The following is a 24,125-nucleotide window of genomic DNA, read 5'->3' on the forward strand; positions in this document are numbered from 1 at the left end:
GTTCGGGGTGCACGGGAAGTGGACGACGGACCGCGCGCCGTCGGTTCGACCTGGCCACGCACCCCCAGTACGATGGCCAGATGAGCAGCCGCGGAGGGTACCTGACCGCCCTGACCTACGGAGCAGTCGGTGCCACGCAGGCGCCCGACCTGATGACCTACCCGCCAGAGGGGTTCGTCCCCGCGGAGTCGCGCTCCCGCATCGGCCACGGTGACCAGCGCTTCGAGACCGCGGTGACCCAGGCGCTGACGTGGCAGATCCAGGAGCGCAGCGGCATCGCGGTGCGCGTGGACGAAGCACCCGACGACGACGAGGTGCGGTACAACCCGGTGACCTTCGACGAGCAGGGTGTGCCGATCGCGCCGGCCTCGATCGGGACGCCGCGGGTGGAGCAGTTCTCGCCGGACGGGACCCCGCTGGTGACCGCCGGGACGAGCGCGGTGCTGACGATGCACGCGTTCGGGCAGACGGTGCAGGCGCCGGTGCGGGTCGTGTCGATCATCGACGAGCCGGACCGCAAGGGCTTCGCGTACGGCACGCTCGAGGGGCACCCGCTCTCGGGTGAGGAGTCGTTCGTCATCGAGCGCACCGCGGACGGCTCGGTGTGGCTGCAGATCCGGCAGTTCTCGCAGCCGGCGAGCGCGAAGTGGCGTTTCGTCGCGCCGCTGCTCCGTCGCCAGCAGCGCGTGATGGCGGAGAAGTACCTCGAGGCCCTGCGCGGCGACTAGTCCGCGCTACCCCTCGTGCCGCAGCGGCGGCAGTGCGGCGATCGCGTCCTCGATGAGTGCCGCGTCCGAGACACAGTCGCGCGCGATCGCGACGGCGTTCGTGTGCCGGAGCGCGTCGACGTCGTAGACGCCGGTCGCGACCGCGAGGAACGGGATGCCGACGGCGTCCGCCGCTTCGCCGTCGCGCGGGGTGTCGCCGACGATGACGGCGCGGGTGCCGGCGAGTGCGTCCGCGGCGAGGGCGGTGACCCCGGCGCGCTCCACCTCTTCGTCGCCGAAGTACGAGTGTTCCCAGTCGAACGCGTCGACGTCGAACCCGGCGCCGGCGAGCTTGACCCGTGCGCGGTAGGCGGAGTTGCCGGTGAGCAGGCCGTTCCGCCAGCCGAGCTCGGCGAAGCGGGTGACGAGGGCGACGGCCCCCGGTGCGGCGGTGCGGTGCTCGCCCGCGCGGTGCCGTTCTTCGGAGAGGTCGCGGAGGTGGCGGGTCACGGTGGGGATCAGGTCGTCGCCGAGGTCGTGGGCGCGGACGTGCTCGGCGATGATGCCGGCGTCGGTCCGGCCGTGCTGGTGCCCGACGAGGAGGGGGAGGTCGCGGCCCGTCGCCCGTTCGAGCGCGAGGTGGTACAGGTTGCCGGGCGATGTGGCGTTCCGGACGAGGGTGCCGTCGATGTCCCACAGCACCGTGGTCGGGACGGGGTGGTGCTCCATGACTCCATCATGGCGGACAATGGACTCCATGCCGAGTGCCCTCCCGATCGCTGACCCGGCACCCGCGGACGGTCTGATCACCCCCGGCGCCGGATCGGGCGACGTGCCCTTCGGCGTCTACGTGCACGTGCCCTTCTGCCGGGTGCGCTGCGGCTACTGCGACTTCAACACGTACACCGCGTCCGAGCTCCGCGGTGTCCGCCGCGACGACTACGCCGGACACGCCGTCCGCGAGATCGCCTGGGCCGCTTCGGTCCTGGACCGCTCCGGCGTGCCGCGACGTCCGGTGTCCACCGTCTTCTTCGGCGGCGGCACCCCGACGATGCTCCCCGCGAGCGACCTGGCGATGATCCTCAGGGCGATCGACGACACGTGGGGGATCCTCCCCGGTGCCGAGGTCACCACCGAGGCGAACCCGGACTCCGTCGACGCGGAGTCCATCGCGACCCTGCAGCGCGCGGGCTTCACGCGGATGAGCTACGGCATGCAGTCCGCGGTCCCGCACGTGCTCGCGACGCTCGACCGTACCCACGACCCGCTCCGGGTGCCGGACGTCGTCGACCTCGCGAAGCAGCAGGGGCTCGACGTCTCGCTCGACCTGATCTACTCCACGCCGGGGGAGTCCCTGGACGACTGGCGCACCTCGCTCGACGCCGCGATCGCCTGCGAGCCCGACCACGTGTCCGCGTACTCGCTCATCGTCGAGGACGGCACGGCGATGGGCCGCGCCGTCTCGCGCGGGGAGCTGCCGGCGCCCGACGACGACCTCGCCGCGGACATGTACGAGCTCGCGGACCAGGTCCTCGGCGACGCCGGGTACGGCTGGTACGAGGTCTCGAACTGGGCCCGCGGCGACGAGCACGTCAGCCGGCACAACCTGTCCTACTGGAAGGGCCACGACTGGTGGGGCGTCGGCCCCGGCGCGCACTCGAGCGTCGCCGGCACCCGGTGGTGGAACGTCAAGCACCCGGCCGCGTACGCGAACCGGGTGCTCGCCGACGAGTCGCCGGCGGCCGGCCGGGAGACCATCGACGACGAGACCCGGTACGTGGAGCGGCTGCTCCTGGCGGCGCGGGTCCGTGGGGAGCTGCGGACGGACGAGATCCGACAGGAGGCCCGTGGCCGGGTCGCCGGGCTCATCGCACGCGGTCTCGTGGACGGGCGCAGTGCCCTGGGGACGCCCGGCACGCCGGGTCGCCTCGTCCTCACGCTGCAGGGCCGGCTGCTCGCGGACGCGGTGGTGCGGGAGCTGCTCGACTAGGTGCTCGTGCTCAGTTCTTGATGAACTCGATCGAGAGCGGGTAGCGGTAGAACCGGCCCTGGTTCGCGGCGACGGCGGCCATGATGCCGAAGATGATCGTCACGACCCAGACGCCGAAGAGGATCAGCAGGCCGATGCCGAGCCAGACCGTGACGACACCGACGGCGTACGCGATGGCCATCGTGATGTGGAAGTTCAGCGCGACGCGGGTGTGCTCGCGGACGAAGCCGCCGCGGTCGCGGAACAGCAGGTACGCGACGAGCGGGGCGATGAAGTTGAAGAAGATCCCGCCGATGTGCGTGAGCGTCGACCAGAGGCGCTGGTCCTCGGGGGTCATCGGCTGGGGTGGCTGGTACTGCTGACCGCCGGGCTGCTGTCCGTAGCCCTGGGGTCCGTTCGGCGGCTGTCCGTAGCTCATGCCGAGAGCGTATCGACACCGGTGCGCAAAGTGTCGGGACGTCGGTGGTCGGGCGTAGGATCAGCACTCGTCACGTCCGAGTGCCAGCGCGAGCGGAAGGGGTCCTGGTGGTCAGTGAACGGTCCCTCGAGGTCCTCAAGGCCATCGTGCGCGACTACGTCGCCTCCCGCGAACCCGTCGGCTCGAAGTCGATCGTGGAGCGCCACGCGTTCGGCGTCAGCGCCGCCACGATCCGCAACGACATGGCCCTGCTCGAGGACGAGCAGCTCATCATCGCCCCGCACACCTCCTCCGGTCGGGTGCCCACGGACAAGGGGTACCGCCTCTTCGTCGACCACCTCGCCGCCGCGCGCCCGCTGACCAGTGCCCAGCGCCAGGCCATCGAGACCTTCCTCGGCGCGTCGAACGACCTCGACGACGTCCTCAGCCGCACGGTCCGCCTGCTCAGTCAGCTGACGAACCAGGTCGCCCTCGTGCAGTACCCGTCGATGGTGCGCGCCCGGGTGCAGCACGTCGAACTCGTCCGGCTCGGGGACACCCGCCTGATGGTGGTGCTCATCACCGACACCGCCCGGGTCGAGCAGCGCGTGGTCGAGACGGACGTCACCCTCGACGAGACCGCGCTCGTCGAACTCCGCTCCGTGGTCAACGGTTCGTCCGTCGGGCTCCTGCTCCACGATGTCCCGACCGCGCTCCGGGCGATCCCCGCGCAGATCCGGCCGGAGTCCCAGACCCTCGCCGGCGTGGTCGTCGCGACCCTCATCGAGCAGGTCGCCGCCAACCGGCAGGACCGGCTGCTGATGGCCGGCGCCGCGAACCTCGCGAAGAGCGAACAGGACTTCTCCGGCGGCCTGTTCCCGGTCCTCGAAGCGATCGAGGAACAAGTGACCCTGCTCCGGTTGTTCGGGGAGATGCAGCTCGACGACGTCTCCGTGACCGCACGGATCGGCGTCGAGAACGCCGAGTACGGCCTCGACGCGACGAGCATCGTCGCCGGCGGGTACGTCGCGGCGGGCGGCGAGGTCGCCCGGCTCGGCGTCCTCGGCCCCACCCGGATGGACTACGGCTCCAACATGGCCGCGGTCCGCGCGGTCGCGCGGTACCTGTCCAGACTGCTCGGAGAGAATTGACGACCGACCACCCCGGGGACGCGCGCTGAGCGCAGGAGCCGACCCGGGCCTCCAGACCGATCCACCAGCAAGACCGACGAAACCTACCTGAGGAACACGTGGCAGACCACTACGACGTCCTCGGTGTCCCGCGCGACGCGGCCGACGCCGACATCAAGAAGGCGTACCGCCGCCTCGCCCGCGAACTGCACCCGGACGTGAACCCGAGCCCGGACGCCGCCGAGCGCTTCAAGGACGTGACGCACGCGTACGACGTGCTGAGCGACCCCGAGCAGCGTCGTCGGTACGACGCCGGCCCCCAGGCCGACAACCCGTTCGGCGGCGGCGCCGGCGGCTTCAGCGACATCTTCGACGCCTTCTTCGGCGGCGGTGGCGGTGGCGGCCGTGGCAACGGTCCGCGCAGCCGCGCCGAGCGCGGGCAGGACGCCCTGCTCCGCATCGACGTCGACCTCGACGAGGTCGTGTTCGGCACCCATAAGGACGTCGAGGTGGACACCGCGGTGCTCTGCGAGACGTGCGGCGGCTCCTGCTGCGCGCCCGGCACGAGCCCGCGCACCTGCGACATCTGCGGTGGCACCGGCCACATCCAGCGCCAGGTCCGCTCGCTCCTCGGCAACGTCGTGACGAGCGCGCCGTGCGGCACCTGCCGCGGACACGGCACCGTCATCCCGAACCCGTGCCCCACCTGCCAGGGCCAGGGCCGCGTGCGCGCACGCCGGACCATCCCCGTGGACGTCCCGGCCGGCGTCGACTCCGGACTCCGCCTGCAGATGCCCGGCCAGGGCGAGGTCGGCCCCGCCGGCGGCCCCTCCGGTGACCTCTACCTCGAGATCCGCGTGCGCCACCACGACGTCTTCAGCCGTGACGGGGACGACCTCCTCGCCACGCTCGAGGTGTCGATGACCGACGCGGTCCTCGGCACGAAGACCACGATCGACGGCCTCGACGGCCCGGTCGAGCTCGAGCTCCGCCCCGGTGTGCAGAGCGCCGACGTCCTCGTCCTCAAGGACCGCGGCGTCACGAAGCTCCGCGGGAACGGCCGCGGCGACCTCCGCGTCGGCGTGCAGGTCGTCACCCCGACGAAGCTCTCGCACAAGGAACGCCAGCTCGTCGAGCAGCTCGCGAAGTCGCACAAGGCGGCGCCGCCCCAGCTCGCGAAGTTCCAGCAGGGCATGTTCGGCAAGCTCCGCGACCGCTTCTTCAACTTCTGATGGCATCGCTCTACCTGGTGGACTCGCTCGACGGCGTGAGGGTCGGCGGGTCCGTCGCGCTCGACGGACCAGAGGGGCGGCACGCCGTGACCGTCGCGCGGGTCCGGGTCGGCGAGACGCTGCGGCTCTCGGACGGCCGGGGGACCGTCGCCATCGGCTCGGTGGCGTCGCTCGACCGTGACGCCCTGGTGCTGACCGTGTCGTCGCTGACCACGTCACCAGCGCCGGTCCCGTCGTTGACGCTCGTGCAGGCGCTCGCGAAGGGCGGCCGCGACGAGATGGCGGTGCAGGCGGCGACCGAGATCGGTGTCGACCACGTCGTCCCGTGGTCGGCCGCGCGGAGCGTCTCCCGGTGGGAGGGCGCGAAGGTCGCGAAGGGGCAGGCCCGGTGGGCGGCCATCGCGCAGGAAGCCGCGAAGCAGGCGATCCGGTCGCGGGTGCCGTCCGTGTCGGCGCCGGTGACGACGGCGGCGTTGGCTGCCGGGGTCGGTTCCGGCGGTGCCGGCGGTGCCGGCGGTGCCGGCGGTGCCGGCGATTCCGGCCTGGAGGCTCGGGTCGCGTTGGTCGTGCTGGACCCGACCGCCACGGTGCGGCTCGCGACCTGGGAACCGCCGTCCGACGCCACCGAGATCGTCCTGGTCGTCGGCCCGGAAGGCGGGATCGACGGCTCCGAGTTCGACCGCCTCACCGCCGCCGGCGCCGTCCGGGTGCGGCTCGGCGACAGCGTGCTGCGGACCTCCACCGCCGGCCCCGCGGCACTCGCCGTGCTGCAGGCCAAGCTCGGACGCTGGTGAACCCGGTGTCGCGGTCGGTGGCGCGTTCTACGATGGGGTCATGAGCAGCGTCTTCTCGAAGATCATCGCGCGGGAGATCCCGGCCACCATCGTGACCGAGGACGACCGCGTCATCGCGTTCGAGGACATCGCGCCCAAGGCCCCCGTGCACGTGCTCGTCGTCCCCAAGACCGAGGACTACGCCAACGTGACCGAACTCGCCGCGGGTGACCCGGACCTCCTCGCCCACATCGTGACCACCGCGCAGCGCATCGCCGACGAGCGCTCCGGCGGGCAGTACCGTCTCGTCTTCAACACCGGCGAGACCGTCGGACAGACCGTGTTCCACGTGCACGCGCACGTACTCGCAGGCGACCTGCAGGAAGGCACCCTTGCCAGCTGACGACACCGCACACCCCGAGCCCGAAGCCGTCTCGGAACTCAGCGTCGACGGGATCGCGATGGTCCAGCTCCTCGGCCCCCAGGACCGGCTGCTGAAGACCGTCGAACGCCAGTACCCGGGCGTCCGCGTCCTGGTCCGTGGCAACGAGGTCACCCTCACCGGGCCGGAGCGCGACGTCGCCCGTGCCCGCGCGCTCGTCGACGAGCTCGTCGGCATGGTCAAGCGCGGCCAGGACATCGGCCAGGGCGACATCCCGACCTCCGCCCGGATCATCGACGAGGAACGCAGTCCCTCCGACGTGTTCGGCACGCCCATCGTCTCGAGCCGCGGCAAGTCCGTGCGCCCGAAGACCGACGGACAGCGGCGCTACGTCGACGCCATCGACGAGAACACCATCACGTTCGGCATCGGTCCCGCCGGTACCGGCAAGACGTACCTGGCGATGGCGAAGGCCGTGCAGGCACTGCAGCGGCGCGAGGTCACCCGGATCATCCTGACCCGCCCCGCGGTCGAAGCGGGGGAGCGCCTCGGGTTCCTGCCCGGCACGCTCACCGACAAGATCGACCCGTACCTCCGACCGCTGTACGACGCGCTCAACGAGATGATGGACCCGGAGCTGGTCCCGAAGCTCCTCGCCGCCGGCACGGTCGAGGTGGCACCGCTCGCGTACATGCGCGGCCGGACGCTCAACGACTCGTTCGTGGTCCTCGACGAAGCGCAGAACACCACGCCCGAGCAGATGAAGATGTTCCTGACGCGTCTGGGCTTCGGCTCGAAGATGGTCGTCACGGGCGACATCACCCAGGTCGACCTGCCCGGCAACGTCTCGGGCCTGCGGATCGTCACGCAGATCCTGTTCGAGGTGGACGACATCCACTTCGCCCGCCTGGGCAGCGAGGACGTCGTGCGGCACACGCTCGTCGGCCGCATCGTCGACGCGTACACGGTCTACGACGAACAGCGGCTCGCCGAGCAGGCCGGGCACCGCCCCGGTGGTCGCGGCACCGCCCCGACGCCGAACCCCGCCGGCGCGAACCGTGCCGAGCGTCGTGGTCGCCCGCCGCAGGACCGCCAGCACAGCCCGTACCCCCAGAACGACCCCCGAGGAGGAACCCGGTGAGCATCGAGCTCAACAACGAGTCCGGTGTGGACATCGACGACGACGCGGTGCAGCGGCTCGCGGCCTTCGCGCTCGACGCGATGCACGTGCACGCGGACGCCGAGCTCGCGATCGTGCTCGTCGACGAGGGGGCGATGGAGCAGCTGCACGTCCGGTGGATGGACGAGCCCGGCCCCACGGACGTGCTGAGCTTCCCGATGGACGAGCTCCGCCCCGGGACCGAGGACGAGCCGACGCCGGCCGGGCTCCTCGGCGACATCGTGCTCTGCCCGCAGGTCGCCGAGGCCCAGGCGAAGACCGCTGGGCACTCGACGACCGACGAGCTCCTGCTGCTCACCTGCCACGGCATCCTCCACCTCCTCGGCTTCGACCACGCCGAGCCGGAGGAGAAGGCCGAGATGTTCGGGCTGCAGGGGGAGATCCTGACAGCCTTCGCCGCGCAGCGCCGGGGGCGGTGACCGCAGTGCTGCTCGTCGCCGTCCTGCTCGCGGTGGCGTTCGTGCTCGTCGTCCTCGGCGGGCTCCTCGCCGCGTCGGACGCCGCGCTCGGGGTGCTCTCGCGCGCGGACCTCGACGACATCGCCCGCGGCAGCAAGCGCCGCCGGGCCATCGAGGCGATCGCTGACGACGTCGGCGCCCACGTCAACGCGCTGAACTTCTTCCGCGTGCTCGCCGAGACCGCGGCGGCCGTGCTCGTCACGATCGCGCTCTTCTCGGTGCTCGACACCTGGTGGCTGGCGCTCATCGTCTCCGCGGCGATCATGACCGCCGTCTCGTTCGTGCTCGTCGGGTCCAGCCCGCGGAGCGTCGGGCGCGCGCACGCCGACCGGCTCGTCGCGGTCACCGGCGGGCTCGTGCACGCCGTCCGCATCGTGCTCGGGCCGCTCGCCGGCCTCCTGGTGCTCATCGGCGACCGGGTGACCCCCGGCCGGAACGGCAGCACGTCGAGCGTCTCCAGCGAGGAGCAGCTGCTCTCCCTGGTCGACGAGGCGACCGAGAGCAACGTGCTCGAGGACGAGGACCGAGAGCTCATCCACTCGGTGTTCGAGTTCAGCGACACCCTGGTGCGCGAGGTCATGGTGCCCCGGACCGACATGGTCACCGCGGACGCCACCGACACCCTCGCCGCGGTGATGGAGCAGTTCCTCGCCGCCGGCGTCTCCCGGATGCCGGTCACCGGGCGGGACAGCGACGACGTCCTCGGCGTCGTGTACCTCCGCGACCTCGCCAGGGCCCTCTACGAGAGCACCGACGCCGGCGGCCGCCCCGTCACCTCGTTGCTCCGCGTCGCCGAGTTCGTCCCGGAGTCCAAGCACGCCGACGAGACCCTCCGGCACATGCAGGCCGCGAAGAACCACCTCGTCCTGGTCGTCGACGAGTACGGCGGGGTCGCCGGGCTCGTCACCATGGAAGACCTCATCGAAGAACTCGTCGGCGACATCTCCGACGAGTACGACCGCACCGTCATCGACCGCGTCGACCTCGGCGGCGGCGTCTGGCGGGTCTCCGCCCGGATGCCGATCGACGACCTCGGCGACCTGTTCGGCATCGACCTCGACGACGACGACGTCGACACCGCCGGGGGCCTCCTCACGAAGGAACTCGGCCACCTGGCCACCGCGGGCGAGTCCGTGACCGTGTCCGGCGTCGTGCTGACGGCCGACCGCGTCGAGGGCAAGCGCCGCCACCTCATCTCCGTGCTCGCCGAACGCACCGACGCCCTCGCCGGCGCGGAGCAGGCGTTCGACGACACCGCATCCACCACGACGGGAACCACGCACCCATGACCGACACCTCCGCCACACCGTTCCGAGCCGGGTTCGTCTCGTTCGTCGGCCGCCCGAACGTCGGCAAGTCGACGCTCACCAACGCGCTGGTCGGCGAGAAGGTCGCGATCACCTCGTCGAAGCCGCAGACCACCCGCCGCGCGATCCGCGGCATCGTGCACCGCCCCGACGGGCAGGTCATCATCGTCGACACCCCCGGTGTGCACCGACCGCGCACGTTGCTCGGCGAGCGGCTCAACGACCTCGTCCAGTCCACCCTGGGCGACGTCGACGTGATCGGCTTCTGCGTCCCGGCGAACGAGCCGATCGGGCCGGGCGACCGGTTCATCAACGAGACGCTCGACCACTTCCCGCGCGCGAAGAAGATCGCGATCGTCACGAAGGTCGACCGTGCCGGCAAGGAGAAGATCGCCGAGCAACTCCTCGCGGTGTCCGCGCTCCGCGAGTGGGACGCGATCGTGCCGACGTCAGGGACGCAGGGCACGCAGCTGGAGGCCCTGCTCACGGAGATCACCGCGCTCCTGCCCGAGTCGCCCGCGCTCTACGGCGCCGAGGCCGTCACCGAGGAGACGAACGAGGAGCGGATCTCCGAGCTGATCCGCGAGGCCGCGCTCGAGGGTGTGCGCGACGAGCTCCCGCACTCGCTCGCCGTCACGATCGAGGACATGGTCGAGCCGGACCCCGACGACGACCCGAACGGGCCGCTGCGGATCTTCGCGAACCTGTTCGTCGAGCGTGACAGCCAGAAGTCGATCGTGATCGGGCACAAGGGCGAGCGTCTCAAGGACGTCGGGACCCGGGCGCGTGCGGAGATCGAAGCGCTCCTCGGCGGCCGGCACGTCTACCTGAACATCCGGGTCAAGGTCGCGAAGGAGTGGCAGCGCGACCCGAAGCAGCTCGGGCGGCTCGGGTTCTGACCGAACGGGCCGGGTCATTCCGCGGACTGACGCGCTCGTGAGCCGGCGGTCGTACCGTGGACGGGTGTTCCGTCCCATGCTGCGCAGTCAGGTCACCGTCGACATCGTCGTCGCCGGTGTCCTCGGCGCCCTCGTCGCGATCACGTCCACGCGCGGCATCGACGGCCCGGTCGCCTACCTGACCGTCCTCGGCATGACCGTCGCGCTGGCCTTCCGGCGACTCTCACCGGGCCTGGCCCTCGCGATCGCCTGGGCGGCCGCCGTCTTCCAGATGGCGACGATGCAGCAGCCGGACCTGTCCGACGTGTTCATCGCCGGGGTCCTGTACACGACGAGCGCGTACGGCAGCCGGCGGATCCGGATTGCCGGGCTCGTCTCGGCGATCGGCGGTGCCGTCGTCGCCGCCGCGTACGTCGGCCTGCAGGACTACGCCACCCGGTCCCACGAACAGACGATCTCCGGCCCGGTGGTCGAGTCCTCGCAGCTCGCGCTCGGGTCGCTCGTCGTCATCCTGGCGATCCTGCTCCTGCCCTGGCTCGGCGGCGTCGTCGCACGGACCCGGCAGACCGCGCGGATGAGCCGGGAAGCCCAGCTGCTCGCCGAACGCGATGCCGCCCGCGCCGACCGCGCGGTGGCCGTCGAGCAGGAGCGCGTCCGGATCGCCCGGGACATGCACGACATCGTGGCGCACTCGCTCGCCGTGGTCATCGCCCAGGCCGACGGCGCCCGGTACGCGCTCCGGGCCGACCCGGCCGTCGCCGACCAGGCGCTCGGCACGATCTCGACCACCGCCCGCCGCGCCCTCGGTGACGTCCGGGAACTCCTCGGCGCGCTCCGCCACGAGCAGGGCACCGCGCCGACGCCCGACATCGACGACATCGAGCAGCTCGTCGGGGAGATGCGCGACGTCGGCCTCGACGTGCAGGTCGAGCGTCGCGGAGACGCGTCGGGGCTGCCGACGACCACGCAGCTCGCCGTGTATCGGATCGTGCAGGAGAGCCTGACGAACGCGTACAAGCACGGTGAGCACGGCACCCCGGTGCGCACCATCCTCACCTACCGCCCGGACACCGTCGAGATCGACGTGGTCAACCGGCGCGCCGACCACGGTCGTTCCGGGCCGGGTACCGGGCACGGGCTCGTCGGCATGCGGGAGCGTGCCACGATCTCCGGTGGGAGCATGACCGCCGGCCCCCGCGGCGCCGACTTCGCCGTCGCCGTCCGGATCCCGGCACACCCGGCCAGCGGGCAGATGCCCCGCGGGCTCGTCACCTCGACCGACCAGGAGCGCACCGCACGATGACCGAGAACCCCATCCGCGTCGCACTCGTGGACGACCAGGCACTGTTCCGGACCGGCATCCGGATGCTCATCGACTCGCAGCCGGACCTGCGCTTCGTGGGTGAGGCCGGCAACGGCGCCGAAGGGGTCGAACTCGTCCGCCGGGGCCGACCCGACGTCGTGCTCATGGACGTCCGGATGCCCGTGATGGACGGGATCACCGCGACGGCGCAGATCGTCGAGGACGCCGGGACCGACGGGGCGAAGGTGCTCGTGCTCACCACGTTCGACTTCGACGAGGCGGCGGCGAAGGCCATCCGCGCCGGTGCGAGCGGCTTCGTGCTGAAGGACGCCGACCCGGAGTTCCTGCTCGCGGCGATCCGGACCGTGCACGCGGGCACCGCGGTGTTCGCGGCGTCGGCGACACGCGAGCTCCTCCGTCGGTACGACGACTCCGCCGAGCGTGCCGCGAACGTGCCCGCGGCCGTCGACGACCTGACGCCGCGGGAGCGGGAGATCTTCGACCTGGCGGCGCGGGGGTTCAGCAACAGCGAGATCGCGCAGCACGAGTACGTCAGCGAGGCCACGGTGAAGACCCACATCTCCCGGGTGCTCACCAAGCTCGGGCTGCGGGACCGGGTGCGGCTCGTCGTGTTCGCACACGAGCACGGGCTCGTCACGCGGGACTGAGCGCTCCCGTCCGGCGTCTGGCGTCCGGCGTCCGGGGTCATCCTGCCGGATGACGTGTCGGCCGGCATGTGAGCCGATCGATCCATCCACAGGAGCCGACGGACCGACGCGGGACGTGCCTCCCGAGCGTCATGGTGGACACATGACCACCAGCCACGCTCCGATCATCCGACTCGACCACGTGTCCAAGCACTACGGCGACGCCGCGCGCCGGGTCACGGCGCTCGACGACGTCAGCGTCGACATCGGCGCCGGCGAGTTCACCGCGGTGATGGGACCGTCCGGGTCGGGCAAGTCGACGCTCATGCACGTCGCCGCCGGGCTCGATGCGGTGTCCGCCGGGCGGATCCAGATCGACGGGGTCGACATCACCCAGCTCGGCGACAAGGACCTCACCGAGCTCCGTCGCCGGCGGCTCGGGTTCGTGTTCCAGTCGTTCAACCTCGTGCCGACGCTCGACGTCAGCGAGAACATCCGGCTGCCGTTCCTGCTCGGCGGCCACAAGCCCTCGCGGGAAGAAGCGGCGTGGATCGACCGGCTCGTCGAGATGCTCGGTCTCGGGAACCGCCTCGGGCACCGGCCGCACCAGCTCTCCGGCGGCCAGCAGCAGCGGGTCGCGATCGCCCGCGCGCTGGCGTCCCGGCCGGCGGTCGTCGTGGCCGACGAGCCGACCGGCGCGCTCGACTCCCGGACCGGCCGTGACGTGCTCGCGATCCTCCGCGGGGCCGTGGCCGAGTGGGGCCAGAGCGTCGTGATGGTCACGCACGACCCGGTCGCCGCCGCCAACGCCGACCGCATCCTGTTCCTCGCCGACGGGCGGATCGTGGGGGACCGCCCGGCGATGAGCGCGGCGGACATCTCCACCACGATGCTGGGGATGGAGGCCGCAGCGTGAACACCGTCAAGGAGTTCAGCCCGACGATCCTGGTCGCGGCGCTCGGCACCACCTTCGGATCGGCACTCGTCATCGCGCCAGGCATCGTGACCGAAGCGCTCACCGCCGCCGGGTTCGCGGACCTCGGGCCGGTGAAGTCGATCCTCGACGTCATCGGCTGGCTGTTCCTCGGCATCGCGCTCTACGTCGGGGCGATCGTCACGGCGAACACCTGCGCGACGCTCATCGCCGGGCAGACGCGGATCATCGCGCTGCAGCGGCTGGTCGGGGCCACCGGGGCGACCCTCCGTGCCCGCATCGTCCGGGCGGGGCTCGTCGTCGGGGTCCTCGGCGGGCTGGTCGGGGCCGTCGTCGGCACCGGGCTGACCGCGCTCTTCGTCGCGGTGCTCCGGGGCAACGGGTTCCTGCCGGACACCACCTACACGCTCGTGCCGTGGCAGCTCGTGCTCCCGGTCGTCGCGGTCGTCCTCGCCACCTGGGGTGCCTTCGGCGTCGGCTCCCGCCGGGTGCTGACGGTCACCCCGCTCGAAGCGCTGTCCTCCAGCGTCGAGCCGAGCCACGACGACGTCCGCTCCGGCACCGCGCGGAAGGTCTGGGCGATCCTGCTCATGGCCGGCGGCGGCGCGCTCATGCTCCTCGGGCTGGTGCTCAGCACCGTCACGCCGATCGCCGTGCTGCCGGCAGCGCTCGGCGGCTTCGTGTCCTTCGCCGGGGTCTCCGTCGGCGCCACGATCGTGATGCCGCCCGTGCTCGCGCTGATCGGGCGGATCGGCGCGAAGGACCCGGTCGTGCTGCTCGCGGGCCGCAACGCGATGCGGGCGCCCGGGCGCTCGTCGCGGGCGACCATCGGGCTCGTCATCGGCGTCACACTGCTCGTCACCTTCGCCGTCGCGCTCGGGATGATGCAGCACGTGCTCGAAGCGCAGCTCCGCGGGCAGCTCCAGGGCGGCAGCCCCGAGCAGCTCCAGGGTATGCGGGACTTCTTCGTGCAGGTCAACGGCGTCGTCAGCGTGATCGTCGGGTTCTCCGCCGTGATCGCCGCCGTGGGGGTCGTGAACGCGCTGGCGCTCGGGGTGCTCCAGCGCCGGCGGGAGCTCGGGCTGCTCCGGGTCCTCGGACTCACCGGTGCACAGGTCCGACGGATGATCATCACCGAGGCCGTCCAGATGGTCGTCGCGGCGGTGCTCACCGGACTCGTCCTCGGCACGTTCTACGGCTGGGTCGGTGGACAGACGCTCCTCGGGTCGCTCGGGTCGCCAGGTGCACCGGTGCTGCCGCCGATGACCATCGTCATCGTGGTGGCGGGCGCGCTGGTGCTCGCCGTGGCCGCGACGGTCGCTCCCGTGCGGCGCGCGATGCGCGTGCCCCCGACCGAGGCGCTCGCGGTCGACTGACCCGCGGCCTGTTGCGGGGCGGCCCGCGGCCACGGTCGCGACCACGTCCGGACGGGAGGCCCGGTGCCAGCTGGCACCGGGCCGCCCGTCCGTCGTCCGTCCGCCGTCCGCCGTCCGCCGTCTGCCGTCCGTCGTCCGTCGTCCGTCGTCCGTCCGTCGTCCGTCTGCCGTCCGCCGTCCGCCGTCCGCCGTCTGCCGTCTGCCGTCCGCCGTCCGTCGTCCGTCGTCCGTCCGCCGTCTGCCGTCTGCCGTCTGCCGTCCGCCGTCCGTCGTCCGTCGTCCGTCGTCCGTCCGCCGTCCGCCCGTCGTCCGTCGTCCCCCGCCCGCCGTCCGCCCGTCGGCCGGGTCGCTCGCGGTCGCGACACCCCGTCCGCGGACGCCGACCGGTCACGTTCCGTCGCTGAGGCGCGACCCGGGTGACGGAACGCGACCGGTCGGCGCGTGACTCGCGGGATGTCGTGACCGCTCGCGCGCGTCCGCCCGCCCGCCCGCACCATCCGGTGAGATCGCGTTCTGTGTCGCCTGGGACCCGGAGTTCCGACACGAAGTGCGATCTCACCGGCGCCGGCGCCGGCACCGCCACCGCCACCGCCACCGCCACCGGGACCGGCGCGGGCGCCGGCGCGGGCGCCGGGACCGGCGCGGGCGCCGGCGCGACGGGGCCCCGCCTGTCACACGGGCGGGGAGCGGTGCTACCGTTGGCAGCGATGTACTCGGCGCTCCTCCTCCTTCGCTGCCGCGACGAGGCCTGACACAACGGCCCACCTCGTCGCGGAGTCCGTCGTGGCCGCACACTCCACCACACGACGAAAGTGCGACACCATGCAGAACACCCAGCGCCCCTCCGGGATGCCGATCCACAAGTACGTCCCCTTCCACGAGCAGATCTCGGTCGAGCTGCCGGACCGCACCTGGCCGACGAAGCGCATCGACAAGGCGCCGCGCTGGTGCGCCGTGGACCTCCGCGACGGCAACCAGGCCCTCATCGACCCGATGGACGCCGAGCGCAAGCGCGCGATGTTCGACCTCCTCGTGCGGATGGGCTACAAGGAGATCGAGGTCGGGTTCCCGAGCGCCTCGCAGACCGACTTCGACTTCGTCCGGAGCCTCATCGACGAGGGCGCGATCCCCGACGACGTCACCATCCAGGTCCTGACCCAGGCGCGTGAGCACCTGATCCAGCGCACCTACGAGGCGATCGACGGCGCGAAGCAGGCCATCGTCCACCTGTACAACTCGACGTCGATCGTCCAGCGCGAGGTCGTGTTCCGCACCGACGTGCAGGGCGTCGTCGACATCGCGGTGGCCGGCGCGAAGCTGTGCAAGGCGGCCGAGGCCACGCTGCAGCACGACACGACGGTCTACTACGAGTACTCGCCGGAGTCCTACACGGGCACCGAGCTCGAGGTCGCGCTGCAGATCTGCAACGCCGTGCTCGAGGTGTTCGAGCCCACCCCGGAGCGCAAGGTCATCATCAACCTGCCGGCCACGGTCGAGATGGCGACGCCGAACGTCTACGCCGACTCGATCGAGTGGATGTCCAGGAACCTGGCGCACCGGCAGGACGTGATCCTGTCGCTGCACCCGCACAACGACCGCGGCACCGCCGTCGCCGCGGCCGAGCTCGGCTACATGGCCGGCGCCGACCGCATCGAGGGCTGCCTGTTCGGCAACGGTGAGCGCACCGGCAACGTGGACCTGGTCGCACTCGGCATGAACCTCTTCACGCAGGGCATCGACCCGGAGATCTCCTTCGCGGACATCGACCAGATCAAGCGCACGGTCGAGTACTGCAACCAGCTGCCGGTCCCGGAGCGTCAGCCGTGGGCGGGCGACCTCGTCTACACGGCGTTCAGCGGTTCCCACCAGGACGCGATCAACAAGGGCTTCGACGCGATGAAGGCCAAGGCCGCCGCCGCGGGCAAGACCGTCGACGAGGTCGAGTGGGCCGTGCCGTACCTGCCCGTCGACCCGAAGGACATCGGGCGCTCGTACGAGGCCGTCATCCGCGTGAACTCGCAGTCGGGCAAGGGCGGCGTCGCGTACCTGCTCAAGACCGACCACGCGATCGACCTGCCGCGCAAGCTGCAGATCGAGTTCTCCGGGGTCGTGCAGCAGCGCACCGACACCGAGGGCGGGGAGTTCAGCTCCGACAAGATCTGGGACCTGTTCCGCGACGAGTACCTGCCGTCCCCGGTCGACGAGGACAAGTGGGGCCGCTACGAGATCACGAAGACGGCGACCTCGAGCGACTTCGAGGGCACCACGAACCTGTCGGTCGCGATGCGCGTCGACGAGGGTGCCGTCACCGCCGAGGCCGTCGGCACCGGCCCGATCGACGCGTTCCTCTCGGTGATGCGCGAGCAGGGCGTCGACGTCACGCTGTACGACTACTCGGAGCACACGATGAGCGCCTCGGGTGACGCCAAGGCCGCGTCCTACGTCGAACTCGACGTGGACGGTGTGCGGCTCTGGGGCGTCGGGATCGACGCCGACATCGCGACGGCGTCGCTCAAGGCGATCGTCTCCGCGGTGAACCGCGCGGTGCGCGCCGGGGCCGCCTCCGGCGCGTCCCCGGAGCTCGTCTCCGCGTAGCCAGCTGCTGGGTCGCGTGCACCGAACGCGACCACGGCCGGGAGGCTCGGTGCGCGTCCGACGCGCGCCGAGCCTCCCGGCCGGGCTGCGTTCCCACCTCCCAGCGTCGCGTTGGTGGGTGGTTTCGCGCGTAGGGGGTCGGAACTTCCGACCCCCTACGCGCGATTCGACTGCCCACGCGCGAAACAACCCACCACCCACCACCCACCACCCACCCACCACCCACCCACCGCCCACTGCGCGGCACGCGGTGTCGGGGGACCGGGGGATACTGGGGGGATGCCGCTCTACCGGGACGAATGTGTCGTGCTCCGCACCCACAAGCTCGGGGAAGCCGACCGCATCGTCACGATGCTCAGCCGGCAGCACGGCAAGATCCGCGCCGTCGCGAAGGGGGTCCGGCGCACCGCGTCGAAGTTCGGCTCCCGGCTCGAGCCGTTCATGGTCGTGGACGCCCAGTTCTACGAGGGCCGCTCGCTCGACATCGTCACGCAGGCCGAGTCTCTCGGGTCGTACGGGGCGCAGATCGTCGCGGACTACAGCGCGTACACCGCCGCGAGCGCCATGGTCGAGACCGCGGACCGTCTGAGCGAGGCGGACGCCGGGCTGCAGCAGTACCTGCTGCTCGTCGGCGCGCTCCGCTCCCTGTCCCGCAGCGAGCACGTCCCCTCCGCCACGCTCGACTCGTACCTGCTGCGCGCGATGAGCATCGCGGGCTGGGCGCCCTCGTTCTCGGACTGCGCGGTGACCGGGGAGCCCGGGCCGCACTCGGCGTTCGTGGTGCAGCTCGGCGGGGTCGTCGCGGACGGTGCAGCGCCTCCCGGGTCGCCGCGGCTCGACTTCGCGACGCTCTCGATCCTCGGGTCGTTGCTCGCCGGCGACTGGGCCACGGTCGACTCGGCGGACGAACGCACCAGGTCGCGTGCCTCCGGCGTGGTCGCGGCCTACGCCCAGTGGCACCTGGAACGATCGCTGAAGTCGCTGCCGCACGTCGACCGTACGGAACACCCGGCGGCGGTGCCGACGCACGGCCCCGGGCACGACCCGGTCGCGGCGACGGCCCGCGCGGTCGCGGCGACGCCAGCACCACCCCTCCCGGACCACGACCTCGAGCCGGGCAGAGCAGAAGGAACGCCCACCGCATGAGCCCCCGCCGATCCGACGCCGCCGAGCCGTTCCGGCCGATCGACTGGACCGGTGAGACGCCGCCGGCGATCCCGCAGCGGTTCGTGCCCGAGCACGTCGCGATCGTGATGGACGGCAACGGCCGGTGGGCGAACGGCCGCGGGTTGACGCGCATCGAGGGGCACAAGGCGGGCGAGGCATCGCTCCTCGACGTCGTCGCCGGTGCGATCCAGATCGGCGTGAAGCACGTGTCCGCGTACGCGTTCTCGACGGAGAACTGGAAGCGCTCCCCGGAAGAAGTGCGGTTCCTGATGGGCTTCAACCGCGACGTGATCCGTCGTCGGCGTGACCAGCTGAACGAGTGGGGCGTGCGGGTGCGGTGGGCCGGGCGGCGTCCGCGGCTGTGGCGGAGTGTCATCGAGGAGCTCGAGGTCGCCGAGCGGATGACGGCGGGCAACGACGTCCTGACCCTGACGATGTGCGTCAACTACGGCGGCCGGAACGAGATCGCCGACGCGGTGCGCTCGCTGGCCGAGGACGTCGCCGCGGGGAAGCTCAAGCCGAGCCAGGTGACCGAGAAGGCCATCGCGAAGCGGCTCTACGTGCCCGAGATGCCGGACGTCGACCTGTTCCTCCGGAGCTCGGGGGAGCAGCGGACCAGCAACTTCCTGCTGTGGCAGTCGGCGTACGCGGAGATGGTGTTCCTCGATCGGCTGTGGCCGGACTTCCGGCGCACCGACCTCTGGGGCGCGGTGGAGCAGTACGCCCGGCGCGACCGGCGCTTCGGCGGTGCGGTCGACACGCCGACCGCGTAGCGCACGGGCACGTCGCCGCCCCTGACCGGGCGGACGGCGAGCCGCGCGTCAGGCGAGCAGGGCGGCGGCGGCGCGCACGGCGTCGAGCGTCGCGCGGACGCTCGGGACGCGCTCGGCTCCGCGGGCGACGACGACCTCGACGCGGCGGGCCAGGTCCTCGTCGACCGGGTCGATCGACACGCCCGCCGGGATGACCGTCGTCGCGAGCGCCAACCGGGGGAGCAGCGCCACCCCGAGCCCGGCGGCGACGAGTCCCACGACGGCGGCGGCGTTGTCGGTCTCGAGCACGATGTCCGGCGTGAACCCGGCGGTTGCGCACGAGGCGAGGAGGTGCCCACGGCAGCGCGGGCACCCGCCGATCCAGCGCGCGCCACGCTGGGACGCGAGGTCGACGACCGTGGTGCCGGCCACGGAGGATGCCGGACCGGCGGCGCGGACGTGATCCGGGCCTCCAGTCCGAACGGACGCGACGGACGCGACGGACGCGACGGACGCGACGGACGCACCAGACGACACGGACGCGACGGACCCACCGGACGGCACCGCCGCGACGGGCGTGACCAGCGCGAGCGGGTCCCGACCGAGCGCCCGCGTCACGAGCGCCGGGTCCGGCACCGCCGCCACCTCGTCCCCGACGTAGGTGAACGTCAGTGCCACGTCGACCTCCCCGCGCCGCAGCAGGTCCAGCGCCTCGGGCGGCTCGACCTCGACGTAGGAGGTGCTGAGCCCCGGCACCGACACCGCGAGCGACGCCAGCACGGCGGGCACGAGCGTCGAGGAGGCACTCGGGAACCCGGCGATCCGCACCCGCCCCCGGGTGAGCCCGCCGATCGCGTCGAGGTCCTCGCGCGCTGCCGTCAACGCGGCGTGCACGTGCAGGGCGTGGTCGGCGAGGACGACCCCCGCCTCGGTGAGCGTCACGCCGCGTGCCCCGCGGAGCACGAGCGTGTGCCCGAGTCGCTGTTCGGCGCGCTGCAGCAGCTGGCTGACGGCGGGCTGGCTGTAGCCGAGCGCCGCGGCGGCCCCGGTGATCGACCCGGCGTCGGCCACGGCGCGGAGCACGCGGAGGAGTTGCGGGTCGAGGTCGGACACAACGCGATGTTATGGCACTGCGAACCAAGCTGTCCTGGTGTGATGGTCACGAGCGGAACACCATGGCCGCATGGACTCCTACGTCGACGGCCACGGGTACCTCGCCGCCTGCACCGCCGGGCTCCCGACGCACGGCACGCTCGCCGCGATGCGCGCCGACCTCGACGAGTGGGGCAGTGCGGCGTCGAGCCCGACCCGGTACGGCGCCCTGGTCGAGGAGGGCCGCGCGCTCTTCGCCCGGATCGTCGGCGTCCCGGCCGAGCTCGTCGCGACCGGCTCGCAGACCTCCGCGATGACCGCCGTCGTCGCCGCGGCACTGCCGGACGGCGCGGAGGTCCTCGTGCCGGACGGCGACTTCAGCTCGATCGTGTTCCCGTTCCTCGCCCAGGCACACCGCGGGATCCGCGTGCGGAGCGTCCCGCTCGACGCCCTGGCCGGCAGCATGCACGCCGACACGGCACTCGTCGCCTGGTCCACCGTGCAGTCCGCCACCGGAGCGGTCGCCGACTCCGCCGCGATCGTCACGGCGGCGCGCGCGGCCGGCGCCCGCACGCTCTGCGACCTGACCCAGGCCGCCGGCGTCCTGCCGGTCTCCGCGGCGCCATTCGACGTCACGGTCACGCACGCGTACAAGTGGCTGTGTGCCCCGCGCGGCGTCGCCTTCATGACCGTCTCGCCGTCGGCGCTCGCCTGGCTCCGGCCGGTGCAGGCCGGCTGGTACGCCGGCGAGGACGTCTGGTCCTCGTGCTACGGCCCCGCGATGCGACTCGCCGAGGACGCCCGCCGGTTCGACGTCTCCCCGGCCTGGCAGGCCTGGCCCGGCGCGGTCGCCGCCCTGCGGCACGTCGCGTCCCTCGACACGGCATCGGCCTGGAGGCACGCCACGCGTCTCGCGGACCGGCTCGTCGTCGCGATGGGGTCGGCTCCGCGGGCCCAGGCCATCGTGACCTTCCCGGACGCGTCCGGTGCGGGGCTGGCGGCGCTCGGCGCTGCGGGGATCACGGCGTCGGGGCGGGCGGGGCGGCTGCGGCTCGCGTTCCACCACTGGAACGACGAGTCCGACGTGGACGCCGTCGTCGCCGTACTCTCCCGTTAGTCTGGCCGGGTACGTTTTTCGCACCGGGCATCCAGCTCGGCGACCTGATGGAGTTCTCCTTGGCTCAGCCCTCCCGTCTCGACTCGGTCATCGCCCTCGCCAAAGGCCGTGGGTTCGTCTTCCAGTCGGGTGAGATCTACGGCGGTTCCCGGTCCGCCTGGGACTACGGGCCCCTCGGTGTGGAGCTGAAGGAGAACATCAAGCGGCAGTGGTGGCAGCGGTTCGTCCGCGGCCGTGGCGACATGGTCGGCCTCGACTCCGCCGTGATCCTGCCCCGCAAGGTGTGGGAGGCCTCCGGCCACGTCGCGACCTTCACCGACCCACTGGTCGAGTGCCTGCACTGCCACCACCGCTTCCGTGAGGACCACCTCATCGACGCCTTCGTGGCGAAGAAGGGCCGCCAGCCCGAGGGCGGCATGGCGGAGATCGCCTGCTCGAACTGCGGCACCCGCGGTCAGTGGACCGAGCCCCGCGAGTTCTCCGGGATGCTCAAGACCTACCTCGGCCCGGTCGAGTCCGAAGAGGGCCTGAACTTCCTCCGTCCGGAGACCGCACAGGGCATCTTCGTCGACTTCGCGCAGGTCGTCACGACCAGCCGGATGAAGCCCCCGTTCGGCATCGGCCAGGTCGGCAAGGCCTTCCGCAACGAGATCACCCCCGGCAACTTCATCTTCCGCACGCGCGAGTTCGAGCAGATGGAGATCGAGTACTTCGTGCCGCCGGCCTCGGCCGAGGAACACTACGAGCAGTGGATCGCCGACTCGGTCGCGTGGTACACGGACCTCGGCATCGACCCGGAGAACCTCCGCCGCTTCGACGTCCCGGACGGGGAGCGCGCGCACTACTCCGACGCCACCGCCGACATCGAGTACCGCTTCGGCTTCCAGGGCTCCGAGTGGGGCGAGCTCATGGGTGTCGCGAACCGCACCGACTTCGACCTCAACAACCACATCGAGGCGTCCGGCAAGGACCTCCGGTTCTTCGACCAGGCCGCCAACGAGAAGTACGTGCCGTACGTCATCGAGCCGTCGTTCGGCCTGACCCGTGCGCTGATGGCGTTCCTGCTCGACGCGTACCACGAGGACGAGGCCCCGAACGCGAAGGGCGGCGTCGACAAGCGCACCGTCCTGCGCCTCGACCCGCGTCTGGCCCCGGTCAAGGCCGCGGTGCTGCCGCTGTCCCGCAACGAGCAGCTCTCGCCCGTCGCCCGCGGTCTCGCCGACGACCTCCGGAAGACCTGGAACGTCGACTTCGACGACGCCGGCGCGATTGGCCGACGCTACCGTCGCCACGACGAGATCGGCACGCCGTTCTGCATCACGGTGGACTTCGACACGCTCGAGGACAAGGCCGTCACGGTGCGCGAGCGCGACACGATGAGCCAGGAGCGCGTGTCGCTCGACCAGCTGCAGGGCTACCTCGCCGCCCGGCTCATCGGCGCGTAGTCGATCCTGGGTTATGCTCACTTGCTCGACCACATCAAGGGAGATGTCAAGTGGATGACTCGCAGCTAGGTGAAGGAAAGACCTGTTTCATCGTGTCCCCCATCGGGGATCGCATGGCTCCTCCGGGTACCCCGGAGAGGGCACGCTATGAAGAGTCGGTTTTCATTTGGGAGCAGGTCATCGAGCCTGCCTGCGCTCGATTTGGATTAACTCCCGTGCGTTCCGACAAAATCTCCGATCCGGGCGAGATTCCGGAGCAGATCTTCGTTTACCTTCGAGATGCTGAAGTTGTCATCGCAGATTTAAGTCACGCAAATCCAAACGTGATGTATGAACTTGGCCTTCGTCATTCCCGTTCAGGGGTGACTGTTCAGATCGGCGAATACGGTCGACTTCCATTCGACGTGACGACGATTCGCACGATTCAGTTTCAGCGTTCAGAGGCGGGCCTCATTACCCTCCGGGATTCGCTAGCAGATGCGCTTCGGGCCGGGTTGGAAGCTGGCGTCACGACTCTTCGAGCGACAGAAGTGTTCGCTGGGGAGAAGATCAGCGAGATCGACCCGGCAGGCGACGCGATTCGCTCACGGACCGACGAGGATGAAGCTGACGACGCCGATGAGCCCGGAATTCTTGAGGTCCTCGCCGAAGGCGAAGCGGCTGCAGAGCGACTCGGGGTGACGCTTACCTCGATCAGTGACGAGATGCGGTTGCTGAATTCGGACACCGTCTCGGCAACTGGAGAGATGGCAACTGCAACTTCTTTTGCGCGCAAGTTGATTCTGTCCCGGCAAGTTGCTGAGAAGCTTCAGCCGACCGCCGCTAACCTCGAGATTCTTTCGGATCAATTTGTTGTCGACATTGCAAAGATGGACGCGATGGTTACATACATTCTTTCTAGAATCGAGTCCGGCGACGAAGATCCGGCCGAGATGACCGAATTTGTGTCAATGCTTCGCGGTCTCCTTGACAGCGCTGCCGAGGCTGCAATGGGTTACGCCTCCTTCCGATCGGGAGCGTTGCAGCTCCGGAAGATGTCGAACGAACTGAAGCTTGTGTCGCAGTTGCTTGTTCAAGCAATCGACCGGCTGCTAAGCGGTACTCGCGTGATCAGCAGTTGGAAGGATCCGCTTGATCGGATCGACGCGCTTTTGAATCGTTCGTAGGGGCATTCGGGGTCGTGGCGGACGCACAAAGCAAGTAGGTGCTTGTTCGCCTCCCTACATGAGACGAGCGCCGCGA

The 24,125-nt window shown here is 71.1% G+C and carries 23 protein-coding genes; 20 read left to right on the top strand and 3 right to left on the bottom strand.

Features of this window, described 5'->3' with window-relative positions:
- The first annotated feature begins 80 nt into the window (after nucleotides 1–80).
- Complete coding sequence (locus EDF55_RS01220) at nucleotides 81–728, top strand: DUF1990 family protein (protein WP_123653129.1); 648 nt, start codon at nucleotides 81–83, stop codon at nucleotides 726–728.
- A 6-nt stretch (nucleotides 729–734) separates the two neighbouring features.
- On the opposite strand, the gene EDF55_RS01225 is transcribed toward EDF55_RS01220, so the two are convergent.
- On the bottom strand, nucleotides 735–1,436 hold the full coding sequence (locus tag EDF55_RS01225) for an HAD family hydrolase (protein WP_165931485.1): 702 nt from the start codon (nucleotides 1,434–1,436) through the stop codon (nucleotides 735–737).
- 28 nt (nucleotides 1,437–1,464) lie between these two features.
- Here EDF55_RS01225 and hemW point away from each other — a divergent pair, with 28 nt between their 5' ends.
- A complete protein-coding gene (hemW, locus tag EDF55_RS01230; protein ID WP_123653131.1) occupies nucleotides 1,465–2,697 on the top strand; it encodes a radical SAM family heme chaperone HemW in 1,233 nt (410 codons plus the stop codon).
- A gap of 10 nt (nucleotides 2,698–2,707) precedes the next feature.
- Here hemW and EDF55_RS01235 read toward each other — a convergent pair whose 3' ends face one another.
- Nucleotides 2,708–3,115, bottom strand: a complete 408-nt coding sequence (locus tag EDF55_RS01235) for a DUF4870 domain-containing protein (RefSeq protein WP_260235688.1) — start codon at nucleotides 3,113–3,115, stop codon at nucleotides 2,708–2,710.
- Nucleotides 3,116–3,222: 107 nt separating this feature from the next.
- On the opposite strand from EDF55_RS01235, the gene hrcA reads away from it, so the two are divergent.
- From hrcA to EDF55_RS01315, 15 genes are all read left to right on the top strand, one after another.
- Nucleotides 3,223–4,245, top strand: coding sequence for a heat-inducible transcriptional repressor HrcA (gene hrcA, locus EDF55_RS01240; protein WP_123653132.1), 1,023 nt, complete (start codon nucleotides 3,223–3,225; stop codon nucleotides 4,243–4,245).
- A gap of 98 nt (nucleotides 4,246–4,343) precedes the next feature.
- Nucleotides 4,344–5,456 (top strand): molecular chaperone DnaJ, encoded by a 1,113-nt coding sequence (gene dnaJ / locus EDF55_RS01245; RefSeq protein WP_123653133.1) that lies wholly within the window; start codon nucleotides 4,344–4,346, stop codon nucleotides 5,454–5,456.
- Nucleotides 5,456–6,250, top strand: a complete 795-nt coding sequence (locus tag EDF55_RS01250) for a 16S rRNA (uracil(1498)-N(3))-methyltransferase (RefSeq protein WP_123653134.1) — start codon at nucleotides 5,456–5,458, stop codon at nucleotides 6,248–6,250. The genes dnaJ and EDF55_RS01250 overlap by 1 nt, the downstream gene beginning before the upstream one ends.
- 40 nt (nucleotides 6,251–6,290) lie before the next feature.
- Nucleotides 6,291–6,632, top strand: coding sequence for a histidine triad nucleotide-binding protein (locus EDF55_RS01255; protein ID WP_123653135.1), 342 nt, complete (start codon nucleotides 6,291–6,293; stop codon nucleotides 6,630–6,632).
- Nucleotides 6,633–6,690: 58 nt separating this feature from the next.
- Nucleotides 6,691–7,752 carry a PhoH family protein gene (locus tag EDF55_RS01260; protein ID WP_260235824.1) on the top strand — a complete coding sequence of 354 codons (1,062 nt, stop codon included), beginning with the start codon at nucleotides 6,691–6,693 and terminating at the stop codon, nucleotides 7,750–7,752.
- Nucleotides 7,749–8,210 (top strand): rRNA maturation RNase YbeY, encoded by a 462-nt coding sequence (ybeY, locus tag EDF55_RS01265; RefSeq protein WP_123653137.1) that lies wholly within the window; start codon nucleotides 7,749–7,751, stop codon nucleotides 8,208–8,210. Before EDF55_RS01260 ends, ybeY begins: the two co-directional genes overlap by 4 nt.
- A 5-nt stretch (nucleotides 8,211–8,215) precedes the next feature.
- A complete protein-coding gene (locus tag EDF55_RS01270; protein WP_123653812.1) occupies nucleotides 8,216–9,538 on the top strand; it encodes a hemolysin family protein in 1,323 nt (440 codons plus the stop codon).
- Nucleotides 9,535–10,455 carry a GTPase Era gene (gene era, locus EDF55_RS01275; RefSeq protein ID WP_123653138.1) on the top strand — a complete coding sequence of 307 codons (921 nt, stop codon included), beginning with the start codon at nucleotides 9,535–9,537 and terminating at the stop codon, nucleotides 10,453–10,455. The genes EDF55_RS01270 and era overlap by 4 nt, the downstream gene beginning before the upstream one ends.
- 64 nt (nucleotides 10,456–10,519) lie before the next feature.
- Nucleotides 10,520–11,758 (top strand): sensor histidine kinase, encoded by a 1,239-nt coding sequence (locus EDF55_RS01280; RefSeq protein ID WP_260235694.1) that lies wholly within the window; start codon nucleotides 10,520–10,522, stop codon nucleotides 11,756–11,758.
- Nucleotides 11,755–12,426: a response regulator transcription factor gene (locus tag EDF55_RS01285; protein WP_123653139.1), complete on the top strand. Its 672-nt coding sequence runs from the start codon at nucleotides 11,755–11,757 to the stop codon at nucleotides 12,424–12,426. Before EDF55_RS01280 ends, EDF55_RS01285 begins: the two co-directional genes overlap by 4 nt.
- 142 nt (nucleotides 12,427–12,568) lie before the next feature.
- On the top strand, nucleotides 12,569–13,321 hold the full coding sequence (locus EDF55_RS01290; RefSeq protein WP_123653140.1) for an ABC transporter ATP-binding protein: 753 nt from the start codon (nucleotides 12,569–12,571) through the stop codon (nucleotides 13,319–13,321).
- Nucleotides 13,318–14,715: an ABC transporter permease gene (locus EDF55_RS01295; RefSeq protein ID WP_123653141.1), complete on the top strand. Its 1,398-nt coding sequence runs from the start codon at nucleotides 13,318–13,320 to the stop codon at nucleotides 14,713–14,715. The genes EDF55_RS01290 and EDF55_RS01295 overlap by 4 nt, the downstream gene beginning before the upstream one ends.
- Before the next feature lie 822 nt (nucleotides 14,716–15,537).
- Nucleotides 15,538–17,310, top strand: coding sequence for a 2-isopropylmalate synthase (leuA, locus tag EDF55_RS01305; protein ID WP_123653143.1), 1,773 nt, complete (start codon nucleotides 15,538–15,540; stop codon nucleotides 17,308–17,310).
- A 279-nt stretch (nucleotides 17,311–17,589) separates the two neighbouring features.
- Nucleotides 17,590–18,456, top strand: coding sequence for a DNA repair protein RecO (recO, locus tag EDF55_RS01310; protein WP_123653144.1), 867 nt, complete (start codon nucleotides 17,590–17,592; stop codon nucleotides 18,454–18,456).
- The gene (locus tag EDF55_RS01315; RefSeq protein ID WP_123653145.1) at nucleotides 18,453–19,250 is read left to right on the top strand and encodes an isoprenyl transferase; all 798 of its coding nucleotides are present in this window, start codon (nucleotides 18,453–18,455) and stop codon (nucleotides 19,248–19,250) included. The genes recO and EDF55_RS01315 overlap by 4 nt, the downstream gene beginning before the upstream one ends.
- A 48-nt stretch (nucleotides 19,251–19,298) precedes the next feature.
- On the opposite strand, the gene EDF55_RS01320 is transcribed toward EDF55_RS01315, so the two are convergent.
- Nucleotides 19,299–20,342 (bottom strand): LysR substrate-binding domain-containing protein, encoded by a 1,044-nt coding sequence (locus EDF55_RS01320; RefSeq protein ID WP_123653146.1) that lies wholly within the window; start codon nucleotides 20,340–20,342, stop codon nucleotides 19,299–19,301.
- Nucleotides 20,343–20,412: 70 nt separating this feature from the next.
- On the opposite strand from EDF55_RS01320, the gene EDF55_RS01325 reads away from it, so the two are divergent.
- From EDF55_RS01325 to EDF55_RS01335, 3 genes are read left to right on the top strand one after another with little or no spacing between them, the layout of a single operon-like run.
- Nucleotides 20,413–21,438 carry an aminotransferase class V-fold PLP-dependent enzyme gene (locus tag EDF55_RS01325; RefSeq protein WP_123653147.1) on the top strand — a complete coding sequence of 342 codons (1,026 nt, stop codon included), beginning with the start codon at nucleotides 20,413–20,415 and terminating at the stop codon, nucleotides 21,436–21,438.
- 59 nt (nucleotides 21,439–21,497) lie between these two features.
- Nucleotides 21,498–22,883, top strand: a complete 1,386-nt coding sequence (locus EDF55_RS01330) for a glycine--tRNA ligase (protein WP_123653148.1) — start codon at nucleotides 21,498–21,500, stop codon at nucleotides 22,881–22,883.
- Between the two features lie 50 nt (nucleotides 22,884–22,933).
- A complete protein-coding gene (locus tag EDF55_RS01335; RefSeq protein WP_123653149.1) occupies nucleotides 22,934–24,049 on the top strand; it encodes a hypothetical protein in 1,116 nt (371 codons plus the stop codon).
- Nucleotides 24,050–24,125: the final 76 nt, after the last annotated feature.

The organism is Curtobacterium sp. ZW137, from assembly GCF_003762905.1.
Taxonomy (GTDB): domain Bacteria; phylum Actinomycetota; class Actinomycetes; order Actinomycetales; family Microbacteriaceae; genus Curtobacterium.